16 protein-coding genes are annotated in these 18,536 nt (G+C 44.1%); 4 read left to right on the forward strand and 12 right to left on the reverse strand.

Annotated elements, in window-relative coordinates; all coding sequences use genetic code 11:
• Window positions 1-26: 26 nt before the first annotated feature.
• The 4 genes from ACYPWY_RS01845 to ACYPWY_RS01860 form a co-directional block, all read right to left on the reverse strand.
• Window positions 27-545, reverse strand: coding sequence for a threonine/serine exporter family protein (locus ACYPWY_RS01845; protein ID WP_459683692.1), 519 nt, complete (start codon window positions 543-545; stop codon window positions 27-29).
• A 6-nt stretch (window positions 546-551) separates the two neighbouring features.
• Complete coding sequence (locus ACYPWY_RS01850; RefSeq protein ID WP_459683694.1) at window positions 552-1,349, reverse strand: threonine/serine exporter family protein; 798 nt, start codon at window positions 1,347-1,349, stop codon at window positions 552-554.
• A 259-nt stretch (window positions 1,350-1,608) separates the two neighbouring features.
• Window positions 1,609-1,893, reverse strand: coding sequence for a DUF2335 domain-containing protein (locus tag ACYPWY_RS01855; RefSeq protein WP_459683696.1), 285 nt, complete (start codon window positions 1,891-1,893; stop codon window positions 1,609-1,611).
• Window positions 1,865-2,047, reverse strand: a complete 183-nt coding sequence (locus ACYPWY_RS01860) for a hypothetical protein (RefSeq protein ID WP_459683697.1) — start codon at window positions 2,045-2,047, stop codon at window positions 1,865-1,867. The genes ACYPWY_RS01855 and ACYPWY_RS01860 overlap by 29 nt, the downstream gene beginning before the upstream one ends.
• A 262-nt stretch (window positions 2,048-2,309) precedes the next feature.
• Between ACYPWY_RS01860 and tsaD the strand changes: the two genes are divergently transcribed.
• The 3 genes from tsaD (at window position 2,310) to ACYPWY_RS01875 (ending at window position 4,312) form a co-directional block, all read left to right on the forward strand.
• Window positions 2,310-3,326 carry a tRNA (adenosine(37)-N6)-threonylcarbamoyltransferase complex transferase subunit TsaD gene (gene tsaD / locus ACYPWY_RS01865; protein ID WP_459683699.1) on the forward strand — a complete coding sequence of 339 codons (1,017 nt, stop codon included), beginning with the start codon at window positions 2,310-2,312 and terminating at the stop codon, window positions 3,324-3,326.
• Between the two features lie 73 nt (window positions 3,327-3,399).
• Entirely contained in the window at window positions 3,400-3,984 is a 585-nt protein-coding gene (locus ACYPWY_RS01870; protein WP_459683700.1) for a hypothetical protein, read from the forward strand.
• Window positions 3,974-4,312 (forward strand): hypothetical protein, encoded by a 339-nt coding sequence (locus ACYPWY_RS01875; protein WP_459683702.1) that lies wholly within the window; start codon window positions 3,974-3,976, stop codon window positions 4,310-4,312. Before ACYPWY_RS01870 ends, ACYPWY_RS01875 begins: the two co-directional genes overlap by 11 nt.
• Window positions 4,313-4,368: 56 nt before the next feature.
• Here the strand turns inward: ACYPWY_RS01875 and rodA are convergent, their stop codons facing one another.
• From rodA to purH, 6 genes are all read right to left on the reverse strand, one after another.
• The gene (gene rodA / locus ACYPWY_RS01880) at window positions 4,369-5,826 is read right to left on the reverse strand and encodes a rod shape-determining protein RodA (protein ID WP_459683703.1); all 1,458 of its coding nucleotides are present in this window, start codon (window positions 5,824-5,826) and stop codon (window positions 4,369-4,371) included.
• Between the two features lie 107 nt (window positions 5,827-5,933).
• Complete coding sequence (mrdA, locus tag ACYPWY_RS01885) at window positions 5,934-7,862, reverse strand: penicillin-binding protein 2 (protein ID WP_459683704.1); 1,929 nt, start codon at window positions 7,860-7,862, stop codon at window positions 5,934-5,936.
• Window positions 7,859-8,371, reverse strand: coding sequence for a rod shape-determining protein MreD (gene mreD / locus ACYPWY_RS01890; protein ID WP_459683705.1), 513 nt, complete (start codon window positions 8,369-8,371; stop codon window positions 7,859-7,861). The genes mrdA and mreD overlap by 4 nt, the downstream gene beginning before the upstream one ends.
• Entirely contained in the window at window positions 8,364-9,215 is an 852-nt protein-coding gene (gene mreC / locus ACYPWY_RS01895) for a rod shape-determining protein MreC (RefSeq protein ID WP_459683707.1), read from the reverse strand. The genes mreD and mreC overlap by 8 nt, the downstream gene beginning before the upstream one ends.
• Window positions 9,216-9,237: 22 nt before the next feature.
• Entirely contained in the window at window positions 9,238-10,266 is a 1,029-nt protein-coding gene (locus tag ACYPWY_RS01900) for a rod shape-determining protein (RefSeq protein ID WP_459683709.1), read from the reverse strand.
• A 27-nt stretch (window positions 10,267-10,293) separates the two neighbouring features.
• Window positions 10,294-11,817, reverse strand: a complete 1,524-nt coding sequence (gene purH, locus ACYPWY_RS01905) for a bifunctional phosphoribosylaminoimidazolecarboxamide formyltransferase/IMP cyclohydrolase (RefSeq protein ID WP_459683711.1) — start codon at window positions 11,815-11,817, stop codon at window positions 10,294-10,296.
• Between the two features lie 462 nt (window positions 11,818-12,279).
• Between purH and ACYPWY_RS01910 the strand changes: the two genes are divergently transcribed.
• Entirely contained in the window at window positions 12,280-13,791 is a 1,512-nt protein-coding gene (locus tag ACYPWY_RS01910) for a pectinesterase family protein (protein ID WP_459683713.1), read from the forward strand.
• Between the two features lie 98 nt (window positions 13,792-13,889).
• Here ACYPWY_RS01910 and ACYPWY_RS01915 read toward each other — a convergent pair whose 3' ends face one another.
• Complete coding sequence (locus ACYPWY_RS01915; RefSeq protein WP_459683715.1) at window positions 13,890-15,932, reverse strand: M13 family metallopeptidase; 2,043 nt, start codon at window positions 15,930-15,932, stop codon at window positions 13,890-13,892.
• Between the two features lie 140 nt (window positions 15,933-16,072).
• A complete protein-coding gene (locus tag ACYPWY_RS01920) occupies window positions 16,073-18,496 on the reverse strand; it encodes a TonB-dependent receptor (protein ID WP_459683717.1) in 2,424 nt (807 codons plus the stop codon).
• Between the last annotated feature and the right edge of the window lie 40 nt (window positions 18,497-18,536).

Below are 18,536 nucleotides of genomic sequence, written 5' to 3' on the forward strand. Positions count from 1 at the left end.
CGCGATTAATCGCGCCTCTACAATTCTCAATTCAATCCAACTACTCTCTTCAGTGTTTTGCTGAAAGAAATATCTTTGGTGCTGGACTTGCGGAACAGCAAGGCGCCGATACTGATTCCGATTGCCAGCGTGAAGAGCAGCGATGCCGTCAGCATAAAGTTGTGAAACATGTTGATGAGCAGATTGGGGTCTTCGGCAATGCTTTGCGTGTCGGTTAATTTTATGCCGGCCAGCATGGTGCGGTAGGCAAACATGCCGGGAATCATGGTAATGCAGGCAGGCATTGTGAACACCACAGGCGGGTTATGCACATGGTGTGCTGCAAAAATTCCGGTCAGACCAATTATAACGGAGCCTGTCAAGGTGGCGGTAATCAGTCCACAATCGCACTGAATGAGTATGAAGCGGATGCAATGTCCCAATCCCCCCAATAAACCGGCTACCCACAGTATTTTTTTAGGCGCTCCGAAAAGCACGCCCCAGCAAACGGCTACTATAAATGCTATGCTAAAATCCTTAGCGACTGCTAATACTAAATCGTTCATTGTTAATTAATTGAAGTTGTTAATACCCATTAGCGTAATGCTCAATGTCATTCCGGCGGCAATACACAGCAATATGAATCCTGCAAATAAAGCCCTGTTCATGGCCGACGAAAGATAGCCTTCGATGAGGTCGATGACACAATTGATGAGCGGTACGCCCGGAATAAGGTAGAGCACAGCCGTAGCCATTGCCGCCTGTGGATTCTCGCCAATATTGAGCAGCGAACCCAATCCGGCTATCATGGTGGTGATGGAGGCCGCTATGGCGATTGAAATCATCGGGTTGAAGTTCATCCGGGCTATTTTATACCGGACGATTGAACCGGTAAAAGCGGCTATAAAGGCAACTCCGGCGTTGCATATATCCCCCAGCGAAAAAAGGCACAAGCCCGCACACGAAACCGCAACCGCCAGCGATATAATCCAGGTATTGTAGCCGGATTTGTGCCTGATGGCGCTGAATTTTTCCTCGGTTTCGTCTATCGTTAAGTCATCCTCCAATACCTGCCACGATAACTGGCTGACATCCGTTATAACAGCGAGGCGGACGTTGTGCGGCGGCGATTCCCTGTATAAAGTAACATTGTCGCCGGCATCATTCAGGTTTTTTACCGAAACAAGCAAGCCCCGGAATGTAGGTTGCATATCGACTTCAAAATTCCATTTCCCGGCAATCCGCTTTATATTGCTGTTTATCCGGCCACAATGCGCACCCGACGCCGTTAGAAACGTCCCAATGTCCAAAATTAAATTGGCAAAACGCCTCGCGCTAATTTGAGTCGGCAGATTTTCCATGTTATTCATAATCGTATTCCAATCTATAATTGTTGCAAAGGTAGGGGATAAAAGTGAAAAACTAAAAGTGAAAAGTGAAGAATACGTAAGTGGCGAAAATAATGAATATATTTGCAAGCTATGGTTAAATAAAAAAAGCCCTTTTGAAAGGCTTCTACTATTTTTCAACGGATTTAATTCCTTCGAGTTATGCTTTTTAGATTTAAAGATAATGAATAGGCCTGCAACGGAAGCAATGGCGCCGATAGCAATTCCTAGCGTAGCTAAGCTAAATCCTTGCGTTAATGCATACAATATCAATCCACAAAACAATATTACAGAAAGAAAAGCAAATATTAACTCCCAAAGTCGCCATCCTGACTATATTCTTTGTCAGCATAATTTCGTTTTTACGCCGGTGGGCGGCTTCATCCTCGGCCATACGCATAATACGTTCGGCAAAGCCAGACTGAATAGTTTCGTATTTCGCCAACGATTCAGGATCGGGAATAGGCCCAGAGTAAGCCTGATGTTGCACCGCTACATTAACGGACTGCTTCTTTTCCAACTTCATACGACTTCCTTATGTCATTACCAATTTTGAACCAATCTCCACGAAGACTTTCCGCATCGCTTCTCGGATTCATAAGAATATCCGATAACGGATTTTCCGCTAAACCGAAAAAATAAAGGAAACTTTGATAAAATATTGCAATTTGCTTTCTCATACTTATTTCAATTTGAAAACTCCTCAAAATTACGGATTAATTTTCAAACAACAATCAATCATTCTTTTATTTTATAGATAAATGTGGCCTGTGTTGTAAATCCAGGGCTCAAAGTGAAGGTTGTTTTGTGAGGTAAATTAGGTGTGAATGAGGTTTTGACAGTTTACACCAAAAGGGCGATGGTTACGAAACCTTGAACTTTGAACTTTGAACCTTGAACTTCCAAGGTTATTTTCGTAAATTTGCAGTCAAATTACAGCGTATGATTACAATTTTGGGCATAGAGTCTTCTTGCGACGATACGGCGGCGGCGGTTATACAGGACGGGGTTTTGCTGTCGAACATTATCGCCAGCCAGAAGGTGCACGAAAGCTACGGGGGAGTTGTTCCCGAACTGGCTTCCAGAGCGCACCAGCAAAACATTATTCCGGTGGTGAGCGAAGCGTTGAAGCAGGCGGGTATTGATAAAACTGAGATAAACGCCATCGCATTTACCCGCGGTCCCGGATTGCTGGGTTCGCTGCTCGTGGGAACGTCTTTTGCCAAGGGCTTTTCAACGGCGCTCAACGTTCCGATGGTTGATGTGAACCACCTTCAGGCGCATGTATTGGCTCACTTTATCAGGGAAAAAGGTGTTGAGAGTGCACCGCCTGCGTTTCCGTTCCTGTGCTTGCTGGTATCGGGTGGAAATTCGCAGATTGTGCTGGTGAAGTCCCCCAAGGAGATGGAAATCATTGGCCGGACAATTGACGATGCCGCAGGCGAGGCATTCGACAAATGCGCCAAAGTAATGGGTTTACCCTATCCCGGCGGCCCCGTAGTCGATAAACTGGCTAAGACCGGCAATGCCTCAAAGTTCAAATTGAATAAACCTCATATTCAGGGCTACGATTATAGTTTCAGCGGATTAAAAACCTCTTTTCTGTACCTGTTGCGGGACGAATTGAAGAAAAACCCCGATTTCATCGAGAAAAACAAGGCTGACCTGTGTGCATCGCTGCAACAAACAATTATCGACATATTGATGGAAAAACTGCGCAAAGCAGCAAAAGATCTGAACATAAAAGAGTTGGCCGTTGCAGGAGGCGTATCGGCAAATTCCGGCCTTCGGGAAGCCTTTGAGAAGCATAGCGAGCGTTTTGGCTGGAATATTTACATCCCCAAATTCGGTTACACTACCGATAATGCCGCCATGGTAGCCATTTCGGGCTACTACAAATACCTGAACTGCGAGTTTTGCCCGATGGATGCTGCTCCGTATGCGAGGATGAGTATGTAAAAAAAATTGGAAGCCATCTTTTGAGAATTGCGATAGTTTTATTATTTTTGTGTATTTAGTAGTCTTTACGAATATGATATTTTATAGAAAGAAAGCAATATACATTATTCTATTAGTAGATGTTATCCTTTTTTGTACCATATACTATCTCTTTATAAGTGAATGGGATAGGACAAGAATTAATATTGTAGGTATTGTTGGATCAATTCTTTCTTTGAGTGGAATAATTTTAACTTTCTTACAAATTAAAAGTGTAGAGGAGGTAAGTAATTCAACCAAAGAAGAAGTTGAAAAATCGTTGCAACAAGCCAATGAAAGATTGACCGCTTCCGACCTAACAAGAGCCGATTTATATATAAAGGAAATTCAAAATCATCTTATAAACAATAGCTATAAATTGGCTTGCTCGAGAATGAATGATTTACAGAGATATTTAATTGAATTTAAGAGCAATAAAGAAATAGGAAAGTATGAGGAGGATGAAAGTGTATTTCAAATGTATATAAGCTCTTTATCTGCTGATATAAAATCAATAAATACGAACAAGAACAAGATAAGTGATAAATCAAAGTCTAATATGATCAAGCATTTACAAGATATATCAGTAAGTATCAATGGTATAAATGGTGAACTAAAAAATAAATTATATGACAGATAAAGAAAAAAAATTCGTAGAGAAATTAACGAATAAGACAAGTGAACGCAGAATTAATTGGGAAGAACGTAGTGAAGATAGTTTTCAAACAATACTACCTTCTGGTTTTATTACTATTGAAAAAATTGAAGATATAGTTGAAGGTGTCGGTTTTGAATTGTCTATATTTAATACTTTGGGTAATAACCCCGTGATATTCTGTGCTTTTTCAAATAGCCTCAATGAAGCCTATACGGCTTTGTCTTCATTGTATAATCTTGTCATTATCTCTACCTATGAAGAAAGTCCAACATTAGTGGATATTGAAAATGATTTAGATTCCCTTCGGTGATTTATGTAAACTCCATGAGAATAAAGATAATCGAGGTTTCCTCTTTACTTATTCTACTATCTCCTCTTCCTATACATATCAATACGGAGGAAGATAAACAGCAGGATTGTAAATCCCCAGAGAGAGGAGCCGCCATAGCTAAAAAATGGCAAAGGAATCCCTATCACAGGCAACAAGCCAATAACCATACCTATATTTATAGTTAAGTGGAATAAGAAAACAGAAGCCACACAATAGCCATACACCCTGCCAAAGGTATTCTTCTGCCGTTCGGCCAGATAAATCAAGCGGAGAATCAGAATCAGGAACAGCAATAGAATAACCGACGAGCCTACAAAACCATGCTCCTCTCCTATGGTGCAAAATATAAAGTCGGTGTCCTGTTCGGGCACGTATTTCAGTTTGGTTTGAGTGCCATTCAAAAAGCCTTTACCGGTCAATCCGCCTGAGCCAATAGCTATTTTCGATTGGTTTACATTGTAACCGGCTCCCATCAGGTCGTCCTCCATACCCAACGAAACTTTTATCCTCATCTGTTGATGGGGTTGCATTATGTCCGAAAAAACATAGCTCACCGATGTTACGTATCCAATACTAACTATGGCAAAAACAGCGATATAGAGGTATGTTCCCGACCAATATCTGACAGCCATAACCAATAAGAAAACAACAAATGCGCCAAACAAACAAATAGCAAGCAATCCCCAATTGACCGGCACACTAAACTTCGATACAAAGTAGGCAATTGTAAATATACCACCTAATGCAAGAACTAGAATAAATGCTATTCGATAAACTTTTTTGAAGCTGGCAATAAGCCCTGTGGAGACAAGTATCACAATGATGGCCGAAATAAATTCACCCAAGCTGAGCATACCCATATCAACGTCCGAATATTTCAGCCCGATTACAAACAGCACAATTGCCGAAACCCCTGATAAAAGGATGATACCCGGAAGACCTTCCCTGTATAAGGCCAGAATAAATACCGTGTAAACAAGCGCCGAACCGGTTTCTTTTTGCGCGAATATCAGCAACATCGGAAGTAGAATCAGAGCAACAATTATTACAAAGTTTTTGGCGGTCATCAATTTAAAATTATAGCTATTCATAAATCTAGCTAAAGCCAATGCTACGGCAAATTTTGCAAACTCGGCAGGCTGCAAACGTATCGAATCGGTTATTACAATCCACGAGCGCGAGCCCTTTATATCGGGAGCAATAAATACCGTCAGAAGAAGCAGGGAAATAGAGAAGCCATAGATAAAATAGGCGGTAATATCATACAGGTTGCTATCCAGTTTAAGCAATATAAAAGCCAGAGCCACAGATGTTCCCATCCAAACAAGTTGCATCCCGCTGCGTGTGGACAAATCGTACATATTTCTCACATCTCCGTATTCGTAGCTAGCCCCGTATATGCTGAACCAGCCACAAACTACCAAAACAAGATAGAGCAATACGATTACCCAATCAACACTTCCTTTTATATTATCATCAATTCTACTTCTCACTATTAAGTATAATTAGTTTCAAGTTCAAAGTTCAAGGTTCCGTAGGGGCGCGATTAATCGCGCCCGTACAAACAAGCTCCTTGTAGAGACGTGGCGTGCCACGTCTGTTACAAAACCTCTTGCTGCGAATCGGCAGCCACAACTTCCGGTTCGGGCGCCGCTATTTTTTTGAGAACCGGTACAAACATATTGGGCAAAATAACGGCATTGGCTATTCGCTCTTCTATGTATGCGTCCGAAGCGGGGACTTCCCCTTTCAGGTATTTCTGAAACATCAACCGGCCTATCGGAACGGCATAAGTCGCACCAAAACCGCCATTCTCTACCATCACGGATATGGCGACTTTCGGATGGTCTTTCGGGGCAAAACCCATGAAAATAGAGTGGTCGCGGCCATGCGGGTTTTGAGCTGTCCCTGTTTTTCCACAGACCTCAAAATCAGGCATTAAGTTCGTTCCGCGACAAGTACCTCCGGTTACGGCATTGGCCATACCGCGAACAACCGACTCGTAATATTCGGTTTTAATACCGGTATATTTTCTATTGGTAAAGCTCGTATCCAAAGGTGTATCCTGAACTTCTTTCACAATATGCGGAACATGGAAGTAGCCTCTATTGGCAATCGTAGCGCCCAAATTGGCAATTTGGATGGGTGTTGCTGTAATTTCTCCCTGCCCAATGGCAATAGATATAATATTCGGCGCCGACCAGCTTCGTCCAAATGCATTTGTATAATACTGACTGTTAGGGATAAAGCCCCTCTTTTCCGAGGGCAAGTCCACACCCAATTTGTAGCCATAGCCCATCGCCACCATATAATTTTTCCACTTGTCGAAAGCATCGGAAATATCCTTATACTTTTTACTCCTGTTGCTCAACATGGCATTCAGGCCATAACAAAAATAGGAGTTGCACGAGGTTGCAATGGCGGCTTCCAAAGGTATGGGCGAAAAATGTGAGTGGCACTTAGGCCTTCCACCACCGGGCGGATAGCCATTTGCACAGGAATAGGCTGTTTCGGGCGTAATAACATTTTCCTGCAAAAAAATGAGCGCTTGTGTCGGTTTAAAAGTCGATCCGGGAGGATACATACCTTGTATGGCACGGTTGAAGAGCGGTTTTGAAGCATCTTTTTCCAGTACTTTATAATTGACTCCAAAATCGCGTCCCAATAACACAGCCGGATCATAAGTCGGCGATGTAACCAGACAGAGTATTTCACCGGTTTCGGGTTCAATCATCACAATACTGCCTATCTTGTTTCGCATAAGGTATTCGCCATAAGCCTGTAAATCAACATCAATCGCCAGCTTCAGGTTCTTACCCGAGGTGGGCGACTTATCATGAACCCCTTCCTCATATTTTCCTTGAATACGTCCGTGAGCATCGCGTAAAAGTATTTCGACTCCTTTCTCGCCACGCAGCAGATTTTCGTACGAATTTTCAACGCCCGATTTGCCGGCATAATCGCCCCGCATATAGTAGTCGTCCGCTTCAATCTGAGATTTATTCACCTCGGCAACATATCCAAGCACATGGGCGGCATTTTTGTAGCTATATTGGCGCAGAGCCTTATTCTGAATATCGAAGCCCCTGAATTTATACAGATTCTCTTGCAGCAATCCATATTCCTGCATCGTGAGTTGCGTCATAAAAGTTTGCAAGGTATAGGGAGAGTATCCGGGATTCAGTTTCTTGTTTTTTATGTCCCTGATACGTTTCTGCATCTGCTCTTTCGTTATTCCGAGAATATTGCAAAAGTCCAGTGTATCAAATGGTTCTACCTCGCGCGGAATATACACAACATCATAAGTCGGCTGATTATAGACCAGCAATTTGTCGTTTCGGTCCGATATGGTACCTCGCGCCGGATACAGTATTTTTTTATAAAAAGCATTGCTGTTCGCAGAATCTTTGTATTCATTTTTCAGAATCTGCAAATTGAATAGTTGAATAAGTAGAATCAATACGATGCCAACAGCTATTCCGCCTATTACAAACTTTCTTTTTTCAAAAGCCAACCTGTCTTTTATCACACATTTTTAGTTTTAAGCGATAAACCCTCTAGTGCAAATATAAAAATAAATGTCAGAACGGCCGAAAGAAATATCCTCAGCAAGGTGGTGATAATATCGGAGTATGAGAATGTTTCGACAAGTACCAATACAATATGATGCAAGAGTACCATGGCAACAATATACTTCACAAACGTACTGCCCAATGCCGATAAATTGAGATTCAAATGCTCGAAATCGTCTCTGCCGAAAAAAAGTTTCTGAATGGGCAGGCGCATAAAGGCGATAAAAGTTGTTGCCACGGCATTCAAACCCATTGTGTTACAAAAAATATCAATGCTTAGCCCCAGAATAAATCCAAGCAGAATAACGATGTTCCGGTTAACGGTAACCGGAAGTTTAATGATAAAATAGATATAAAGGAATGGCGTTGCGTACCCCAGTAAAGAGATACGGTTCAGGACAAGCACTTGCAATAAAACCAAGGCTATGAACAAAAACAGCTGCTTTATGACTCCGCTACTACTCAATGCCAACCTCCTCTTTCAATTCAATAAGTTCCCGGCGCCGATAATTATTTATGACAAGCACATTATTCAGCGTGCTAAAATCGGCTGCCAGTTTCACCCTCAAGGTCAGAAAGTTATCATCTTTCTGAGACTTATAATCTTCTATCGTCCCCACGATAAATCCTTCGGGAAAAAATTTCGACACGCCGCTTGTAATGGCCGTATCCCCCTGTTCAAAATGTTCGTATCGCGGAAAGTCTTTTAAATCGGCATACCGTGGGTCTTCGCCGTCCCAAACCAAGGTGGTGGAAACGTTTGAAGACTTTATCTTACAGTTTAACTGGGTTTTAGGATTCAATACCGACTGAACGAGCGCGTAATTGGGCGAAACAGTCCGCACAAAACCAACTATCCCGTCTTTCGACACAACACCCATTTCGGGTTTTATCCCATCGTTTTTTCCTTTGTTTATCATAATATAGTTCTCGATGCGCGAAACACTGTTGTTTACTACATGAGCCACTATATATGCATATTCACTCTCCCGTCCCGAATCGGGCAAAAAGGCCACCGTCTTCAGTGAATCCGAATGCAGCGATTCGATATAACTCTCTAATTCAAATACTTGCTGCTGAAGCGCTGCATTTTGTAGCAGCAACTCCTCGTTGCTCTGTCGGAGGCCGAAGAACGACGAGACTTCTCCCGAAACAGCATAAATTCTTCCAGCCAACTCGTTAGAGGTATTAAAAAAAACGCTCCGCTGATAAGAATTGGAATTGAATACAAACAAAAAACTAATTATTTCAAGTAAAATGAAAAGAAACCAGCTTACATTTTTTATCAAGAAAGTAATCAGATTATGCATGTAGTCTGAATTTGCTAATTAATTATTGTCTCATCAAGAAATTGAATTTATCGATGTTGTTCAAAGCAATACCTGTACCTTTAGCTACTGCGTGCAGCGGGTCTTCCGCCACATGGAACTGGATGCCTATTTTTTCGGAGAAACGCCGGTTCAAACCTCTGAGCAAAGCGCCTCCTCCGGTCAGGTAAATACCATTTTTCACAATATCGGCGTACAATTCGGGCGGTGTTTGTTCCAGCGCGCTAAGTATGGCCGAATCCATCTTCGAGATAGATTTATCGAGGCAATGCGCTATTTCCTGATAGGCAATCGGAATGTCCATCGGCAACGAAGTCATTCTGTTTGGCCCATGTACAACAAATTCTTCGGGCACTTCTTCGTCAGATAGTTCCGTCAATGCCGAACCGACAGCAATTTTTATCATTTCGGCAGTACGTTCTCCTACTTTGATGTTGTGCTGGCGTCCCATGTATTCCTGAATATCTTCCGTCAAATCGTCTCCGGCTATTTTGATTGATTTATTCGATACAATCCCGCCCAGCGATATAACTGCAATTTCGGTAGTACCACCACCTATGTCCACAATCATGTTGCCTTCGGGCAATTCCACATCGAGGCCGATACCCAGGGCGGCGGCCATTGGTTCATAAATCAAATATACATCGCGCCCGCCTGCATGTTCTGCCGAGTCGCGTATAGCGCGGCGTTCCACTTCGGTGCTACCCGATGGAATACACACAACTATCCTCAACTGAGGCGAAAACAAGCGGTTTTTGTTATTTATCATTTTTATCATGCCGCGAATCATTTGCTCCGCCGCCGTAAAATCTGCAATTACTCCATCCCTCAACGGGCGGATTGTCCGTATATCTTCATGCGTTTTCCCATGCATTTGCTGTGCTTTCGTACCAACGGCAATAACCCTGTCCGAACGCCTTTCCAATGCTACAATAGAAGGTTCGTCAACAACAATCTTTCCATTACTGATGATAATGGTGTTTGCCGTACCCAAATCCATTGCTATTTCTTGTGTGAAGGAAAATAGTCCCATAATCTAGTTTATTTATATAAATTTTCTTTAATGTTTGAAATGACGTATTCCGGTCATTACCATAGATATATTGTGCTCGTTACAGTAATTAACCGACAATTCGTCTTTAATCGAACCGCCCGGTTGTATAACTGCCGTAATACCTGCATCTCCTGCTATTTCTACACAGTCGGGGAAAGGGAAAAAGGCATCCGAAGCCATTACCGAGCCCTGCAAGTCGAAGCCAAAGGTATTTGCCTTTTCAATGGCTTGCCTCAAAGCGTCCACACGCGATGTTTGGCCGGTTCCACCTGCACACAACTGTTTGTTTTTAACCAGAATAATGGCATTCGATTTGGTATGCTTCACCAGTTTATTGGCAAACAGCAAATCTTCCTCTTCGGTGTTTTGGAGCGGGCGATTTGTTACCAGCTTCAAATCCTGTGCTGTCTGGGTACTCAAATCCTTGTCCTGAAGAAGAACTCCATTCAGCAACGAGCGGAATTGTATCTTGCTTTTTATTGTATCCTTTTGCAGCAATATAATTCTGTTCTTTTTCTGTTTCAATACTTCAAGCGCATCTTCGTCGTAAGAAGGAGCTATCACTATCTCGAAGAATATCGTATTAATTTCTTCGGCAGCAGCTTTATCAATGTTCCTGTTCGACACAATAATACCGCCGAAAGCCGAAACCGGATCGCCCGCCAATGCGTCTTTCCATGCCTGAGTAACTGTATCGCGAGAGGCAATACCACAGGCATTGTTGTGCTTCAATATGGCAACAGTCGTATCATCGAAATCCGAAATCAGGCTGACAGCCGAATCTATATCGAGCAAGTTGTTGTACGAAATTTCGCGGCCATGCAACTGGTCGAAAAGTTCCGCAAAATTGCCGTAATAGATTCCTTTTTGATGCGGATTTTCACCATAACGAAGAACCGCCGGGCCATCTTCGGCAAACCGGAAAGCAGAGCCTTCATTGTCGTCCATGTAATTGAATATAGCTGTATCGTAGCTCGACGATACGCCAAAGGCTTCCTTCGCAAACCAGCGTCTTTCGGGAAGAGTGGTAAGCCCTTCTTTCTCCGTCAAGCTATCCAAAAGCGGCTTGTACTGGTCTTTTGAGGCAACAATAACCACGTCTTTGTAGTTTTTGGCGGCAGCCCTGATTAAAGAAATGCCTCCTATATCAATTTTTTCAATAATGTCTTTTTCTTCTGCGCCCGAAGCCACCGTTTCCTTAAAGGGATAGAGATCAACAATCACCAAATCTATTTCCGAGATAGCATAGGCTTTTACTTGCTTTTGATCTTCCTCCACTTCCCTGCGAGCCAGAATACCGCCGAATATCTGCGGATGCAGCGTTTTAACCCGTCCGCCTAAAATAGAAGGATAGCCCGTAATATTTTCTACGGCGCTACATTCGCATCCCAACGATTCGATAAACTCCCGTGTTCCGCCAGTCGATATGAAGCGAACACCTAAACCTTTCAATTTTAAAATAATCTCTTCCAGTCCATCCTTGTGATAGACCGAAACCAAAGCTGTTTTAATTTTCTTTTCGTGAAGCATATTTATGTTTATACAGTAACTTTTTATAGGTTCGCAAAGTTATAAAATCTATCGCGATAATAGCGCTTTATAAATCAAAAGTTTTCAAAAATATCTCTCATTTTTAAACTGTTTGTAAGATACGTCAAAAAATGCAGGGCAAACCTTGAAATTTTTTAGAACCACTATTACGGATGAGATTCCTCCCTAAGCCCCCCCACCCCCCGTAGGGGGGATTTCAAAAGCCTCCCCTACGGGGAGGTTTGGAGGGGCTTCGCCGCCACTTCCTACTCCCTTCTCCCAAAAAGGAGACAGTCATTCCGACCAAAGGGAGGAAGCTCCTGTTCATATCAACAATTTTAAGCCGTAAAAATTTTCAAGGTTTGCACTGTCAAAAAACGGCTATAATAATCGGCTATTTCGGAATAATTAGTAAATTTGACATTCATTAATCGAGAAATCACTTAAATAGAAACAAACACCATGAAACATTCTTTCTTTTTTGCGCTGATACTGTTAACCGCCTCTTCTTTCGGAATGAAGGCCCAGAACAGCAGCGCTATTTTATCTCCTGCCAACGGAAAACAGGATGTAAATCCTGACACACACCTCGTTATCACTTTCAAAGACAAGCCTTTGCTTGGCAACAAGGGTGTGATACGCATAGTTGATGCCGCCACCGGAAAACAGGCCGACAGCCTCGACCTCAGCATTCCGGCAGGGCCATCCGAACCCGATCCGGTGAGAAAAAGCAAGGCCATTTACACCCCAACGCCCTACACCTACGAAAGCTCCAATTACACCAATGCCAATACCATTCCGGGAACTCCTTCGGGGGCCGCCTTACCCGATACTGTGGTTTATCAACTGACCATTATCGGCCATTTTACCGATGGATTTCATTTTCATCCGGTAATTATTAAAGATAATACGGCGACCATTTACCCCCATAACAACCTGCTCGAATACGGTAAACAGTATTATGTAACGATAGATGACGGTGTTATAACTACCCCAGCAGGCGATTTCCACGGAATCGGAGCGCATGAATGGACTTTCGCCACAAAAAGCAATGCGCCGGATAGCCGCAGCCGAAAACTAACGGTGAGCAGCGATGGCGTCGGCGACTTCAACACCATACAGGGATGCATGGATTTTATCCCCGATTTCAGCGCCGAAAAATGGGAAGTGCTGATCAAGAATGGCGATTATGAAGAACTGGTCTATTTCCGCAACAAAAGCCATGTGAGCATCAAAGGCGAAAGCCGCGAGGGCGTTGTTGTCCATTATGCCAACAACGAAACGTTCAACCCGCATCCCGTCAACATAAAAACCAACGAATGGCCGGGTACATTCCCCTCTCGCCGCGCAGCCTTTGCCGCCGATAATTGCAACGACCTGCGCTTCGAGAACCTCACAATTATGACCACATTGGTTGGTCAGGCCGAAGGTTTGCTGATTATGGGTGAGCGGAATTACTTGAAAAACGTCCACATTGTTGGTTCGGGCGATGCCTTGCAGGTAAACGGTTCGGCCTATCTGGAAGGATGCCGGATTGACGGCAGCGGAGACACTGTATTGGGACGGGGAGCTGCATTTTTCAAGAACTGCACCCTTAGCAGTCGTGGGCCGTTTATGTGGGTACGAAATACGAACGAAAACCACGGCAATGTGTTTGTCAACTGCACATTCTTGGGCAAGGGCGAAAAAACCGTCATAGCACGCGCACCCAGCAACAACAAAGGCTACCCCTACGCCGAAGCTGTACTAATCAACTGTCGCCTCGACAATATCGATCCTGCCGGATGGGGCGATGTAGCCGGTGATGGCGCCGACCTCCATTACTGGGAATACAACAGCGCCACCCTGGACGGAAAACCGGTAAACATTTCGGAACGCCATCCCCTGTCGCGTCAACTGACGAAGAAAAAAGATGCCGCAATTATTAAAAATTACAGCAATCCGGCATTTGTTTTGGGTTGGAAACCGAAATAAATTACGTAGGGGCGAAATATTTTTCGCCCTTTTCTCGTATTTGTTGCGTCAAAAAAGGGCGAAAAATATTTCGCCCCTACAATAGCATTGATTATATTTTACCAAATTGAGGCGCGCTTTTCTTTCGGAATATAGAGCGGATCATTTTCCGATATTCCGAAGGCGGCGTACCAGGCATCTATGTGGGGCAGGGATCCGTTAACCCGCCATTTTCCCAGCGAATGGGTATCTATTTTTGTTAACCTCACTATTTCTTCATCGCGGATATTTCCTGCCCACAAATTGGCGTAGGCCAGGAAGAAACGTTGCTGAGGCGTATAACCGTTTATTTGTTCGTTTCCTGCAAATTGCGCTGTTTTCCCGAAAGCGTTGTACGAAACCTGCAAGCCGCCATAATCTGCGATGTTTTCGCCCAAAGTGTATTCGCCGTTGGCACGAAGAGAATCAATGACAATGATGTTATTGAAGTGGTCGAGTAGCACCTGCGCACGTTTTTCAAACTTTTCGGCATCTTCGGGTGTCCACCAGTCGAGCATATTCCCGTTTTTATCGTATTTACGTCCCTGATCATCAAAGCCATGCGTCATTTCGTGGCCGATAACCACGCCAATAGCTCCATAATTCACCGCATCATCGGCATTCATATAAAAGAATGGCGGTTGGAGGATGCCTGCCGGAAATGTTATTTCATTTGTCGTGGGATTATAATAGGCATTCACAGTTTGGGGCGTCATAAGCCATTCCGTTTTATCGACATCTTTTCCCAATTTGCTCAACATAAAAGCGAACTCAAAATTTGAAGCCTGTACAATATTCGCCCAGTAACTGTCTTCCTTTACAATCTTCAAGGCCGAGCAATCCCGCCATTTATCGGGATAGCCTATTTTCACCGCAAACGAATTTAATTTTTCGTGAGCTTTTCCTTTCGTTTCTTTGCTCATCCATTTCAACCCGTCAATCCGTTCAGCCAACGAAACACGCAGGTTATTCACCAAATTCAGCATACGTTCTTTGGCCTGAGGCGGGAAATATTTCTCTACATAAAGCCGTCCAACCTCTTCGCCCAATACGCCGTTGACGGTGTTTACCGTGCGTTTCCATCTGGGTTGAAGCGCTTTTCGGCCACTCAATTGCCTGCCGTAAAACTCGAAGTTGGTATTTACAAAATCGTCGCTCAAATAGTTGGCCGCACTATTCACCAAGCACCACGACAAATAGGCCTTTAAATCGTTCATCGGAGCCGTTTGAATCAGTTTCACCGCCGCGGCAACCGGCTCTACCTGAGAGACATTCAGTTCGGTTAAGTCTTTAGCGCCAACAGCCTCAAAGAACGCATTCCATTGAAATCCGGCAACGGAATCGTTCAGTTGGTTTATCTTAAATTTGTGGTAATTCAGTTCGGGAATCCGTGTTTTTTCTTTTTCAAAATGAGCGTTGGCCAATGCCGTTTCTACTTTAAGTACGGCTTGCGCCACCTTTTTGGCATCGGCATCGGCGTAACCCACATTCCTGAACTGATTGACAATAAGCCTTGTGTATTGCTCCCGTATTTCTTTGGCTTTGGGGTCGTCCTCAATGTAGTAATCGCGCTCGCCCAATCCCAGTCCGTCCTGATAAAGATGAGCGATATTTTTCGAGCTGTTTTTATCGTCCGCGCCCACATAAAATCCATAAAAAGGAGCAGATGCATAATGACGAAGTTTTCCGGTTAACTTTATAATATCCTCAACGGTGGTTGCCGCATTAATGGCAGCCAATTGTTCCTTAATCGGCTCAGCGCCCTCCTGATTCAGCCGAATGCTGTCCATCCCCGACACATACAAATCGCCTATTTTTTGAGCGACACTGCCTTGTTCGTGTGTTGTTTCGCCCAATTCTTCAATCAGTTCTTTCACCTGTTGCTGGTTATTTTCCCTCAACTTATCGAAGGAGCCGTAACGGCTGTATTCGTCGGGAATAGGATTAGAATCGGCCCAACCACCCGTTGCGTAACGAAAGAAATCGACACCCGGAATGGCGGCCGTATCAAGGTTTGCTATATCCAAACCCTTATCCAAAGGAGCTGTATCCCCTTTCTTGTCTTTACATCCAGAAGCTAATAACATAAAGGAAGACATTAAGTAAATAATTTCTTTTTTCATTTTTAATATAGTTTTAAGAGGCTGTCTTTTTATGAGGTTGTCATTGGCTCAGGCCGATCTCCTGACAGCCAGATGATGTTTGTTAGGAGATCCAGTGTCAAGCACGGGATGACAGACTTTTGAGACACCCCTTTTTGGGTTTAAAAATCGGCAACAACCCTAAAATTCAACTGTCGTCCTGTAAGATAGTTGGGGACAGCATATTGATGATTAAAGATATTTGTTACCCAATAATACGAATTGGTGTTACTTATATCGAACAAATTGAAAATATCGACTCCCAACCACACATTTTTGAACGAGCCTACAACCGAACTCCTTTTGCGTATGGCATAATCTTCGCCCAGCAACTCCCACGAAAATCCCATGTCAACACGGCGATAGCTCGGCGCGCGAAAGTTCACTTCATCAAAGCCTTTGTGTGGCGGAGATGTAGGCAAACCGTGAGAGAGATGACCAATCAGGCTCATTTTCAAGCGCTCGCGACCGGGCAGATAATCCTGAAAAAACAGGGATATATTGTACCGCTGGTCTGTTGGGAGCGGCACACTCTTCCCTCGCAATTTTTGTTGCGCCTTCATCAGGGAGAAACTGATCCAGCTGTCTGTACCCGGAACAAATTCGCCGAACAGCTTGGTATCCAGCCCTGTTATGTAACCCGAAGACGAATTTTCGCCCGTATAGCGTATTTTTACATTATCGACCGTATAGGGCGCCAAACCGGAGAGATTTTTGTAGTACAATTCGCCCGTAAACTTGAATTTGCGGCCTTCCAAGGCCTTGAACTGGTAATCGCCACCCAATACAAAATGGACGGATTTCTGCGACTTAATATGCTCATTAAGTTCCATATACACGTTGCCATCCCGCGATACAGGCCGTTGATATTCCTTGTAAAACGGCGCCTGATAATAGACCCCCGTCGCAAAACGAAGCGTGATGTCCTTATCGCCCGGAAGTATGTAGCCGATAGAGGCCCGGGGGCTGAATATAAACTCATCGTTGAACGACCAGTAGCTCCCTCTGAAACCGACGTTCAACGAAAAAAGATGCTCTCCCGAAGAAAACTTATAGGTGTCCTGCAAGTAGCCCGAATAGCGCGTTGTATTGGTTTTATTGTTGGAAATAAGATTGGAATACACCCTCACCGCCTGTCCGTTATAGGGCAACGAATAGCCTGCCGAGTCGCGCGTCTCCCATTCTTTTATTTTGTCGTCGATTTTTTCCTGCTGAATAGCCAGTCCCCACCTGACCAAATGCCTGTTTGCTTTGTACGAGCCAAAATGACTGACATTCAGCACATTCGATTGCAGTTTGTTGCGGGCGTGTTCGTGATAAGTTCCAACACCCTGAAAATTACCCGATTCGCCTTCGCTTCCACCCGAATCAAGGTTCACATCGGTCAGTTCATACTCCCCGTTTATATCGTATTTCACCCTTTCGTGCGACGAAAACGCCGAAGTTTGCAGTCCCAGTTGCAGTTTTTCGGTTAGCTGCCCTTTCAAGGTGAAGGCGCCGAAAGAAGTCAGGAATTTATCATCCTCCCAACCATCGAAATACACCTTGAAGTTTTTGGCAGCAGCCAGTGAGCCAAAACTGGTGCTCCGTGTTACAGGCGTGAATTTGAATATATTACCCGAATAATTACCTAAAAAGCTCAGTTCCCATTTCGGCAAGAGTTGATAGGTCATGTAGGTTTGCACATCAATAAATTCGGGGTCGTACTCCGCATCGGTATCCATCGTACCCAAAAGCGCTTTGGCCGTTTTGTAACGCAAGCCCGTAACCTGCGTAAAGTTTTTGGTAGCGCTACCCACATATACGCTGGCGCCAAGCAAGGATGCCATAGCAGAAGCCTCAAATCCGGTCGGTTTTTTGTAGGTAATATCCAGTACCGACGACATTTTATCGCCATATATAGCATCGTATCCACCCGACGAAAAGCCCACCGCCGCCGTCATATTGGGGTTGATAAAGCTCAGCCCCTCCTGTTGTCCGGAACGAATGAGCAAAGGCCGGTGAACCTCTATTCCGTTCACATACACAATATTTTCATCGTAATTTCCGCCTCGCACCGAATATTGCGAACTCAACTCATTGGTAGAACTCACGCCCGGCCCGGTGGCAATAATGGCCTCAATGTTCCCTCCCGAAGGGTCGGCAGCCAATTTCATTTTCGTAGGGTCAATTTTCCCCATGGTGTTCACCTGCCGCTGTTCGCCGATAACCGTAACTTCCTCCAGTTCCCTGGGCGTTTCGCGCAGCATAATGTTGAGCGACAGTTCCTTTTGTCCGGGCGAAAGAGCAACCTCCCGCTCGGCAGATTGGTAAGTCATCATCGAAAAAACGAGCGTCGCCGTATCGTTGGCCGAAACCGTAATTTGATAAGCGCCCTTGCCATTGGTAAAAGTAGCATTCAACAGTTTGCCCTTCTGGGTAACAAGCACGCCGCCAACCGGCCTGTTATCGAAATCGACCACCGTCCCCGATACCTTCACCGATTGAGCAAACACACCAAAAGAAGCCAGTATATACAGTAAGAAAAATCCAAATCGTTTAGTCATCCCTGTTCAGCAAATTTTCGCATTTGAAACCGCTAAGTTA

Source organism: Viscerimonas tarda (assembly GCF_054601255.1).

Bases quoted from the DNA above. Each gene is read 5' to 3' on its own strand.
- ACYPWY_RS01845 (WP_459683692.1), bottom strand. From the start codon at position 545: ATGAACGATTTAGTATTAGCAGTCGCTAAGGATTTTAGCATAGCATTT.
- ACYPWY_RS01850 (WP_459683694.1), bottom strand. From the start codon at position 1,349: ATGAATAACATGGAAAATCTGCCGACTCAAATTAGCGCGAGGCGTTTT.
- ACYPWY_RS01855 (WP_459683696.1), bottom strand. From the start codon at position 1,893: ATGAAGTTGGAAAAGAAGCAGTCCGTTAATGTAGCGGTGCAACATCAG.
- ACYPWY_RS01860 (WP_459683697.1), bottom strand. From the start codon at position 2,047: ATGAGAAAGCAAATTGCAATATTTTATCAAAGTTTCCTTTATTTTTTC.
- tsaD (WP_459683699.1), top strand. From the start codon at position 2,310: ATGATTACAATTTTGGGCATAGAGTCTTCTTGCGACGATACGGCGGCG.
- ACYPWY_RS01870 (WP_459683700.1), top strand. From the start codon at position 3,400: ATGATATTTTATAGAAAGAAAGCAATATACATTATTCTATTAGTAGAT.
- ACYPWY_RS01875 (WP_459683702.1), top strand. From the start codon at position 3,974: ATGACAGATAAAGAAAAAAAATTCGTAGAGAAATTAACGAATAAGACA.
- mreC (WP_459683707.1), bottom strand. From the start codon at position 9,215: ATGCATAATCTGATTACTTTCTTGATAAAAAATGTAAGCTGGTTTCTT.
- ACYPWY_RS01900 (WP_459683709.1), bottom strand. From the start codon at position 10,266: ATGGGACTATTTTCCTTCACACAAGAAATAGCAATGGATTTGGGTACG.
- purH (WP_459683711.1), bottom strand. From the start codon at position 11,817: ATGCTTCACGAAAAGAAAATTAAAACAGCTTTGGTTTCGGTCTATCAC.
- ACYPWY_RS01910 (WP_459683713.1), top strand. From the start codon at position 12,280: ATGAAACATTCTTTCTTTTTTGCGCTGATACTGTTAACCGCCTCTTCT.
- ACYPWY_RS01915 (WP_459683715.1), bottom strand. From the start codon at position 15,932: ATGAAAAAAGAAATTATTTACTTAATGTCTTCCTTTATGTTATTAGCT.
- ACYPWY_RS01920 (WP_459683717.1), bottom strand. From the start codon at position 18,496: ATGACTAAACGATTTGGATTTTTCTTACTGTATATACTGGCTTCTTTT.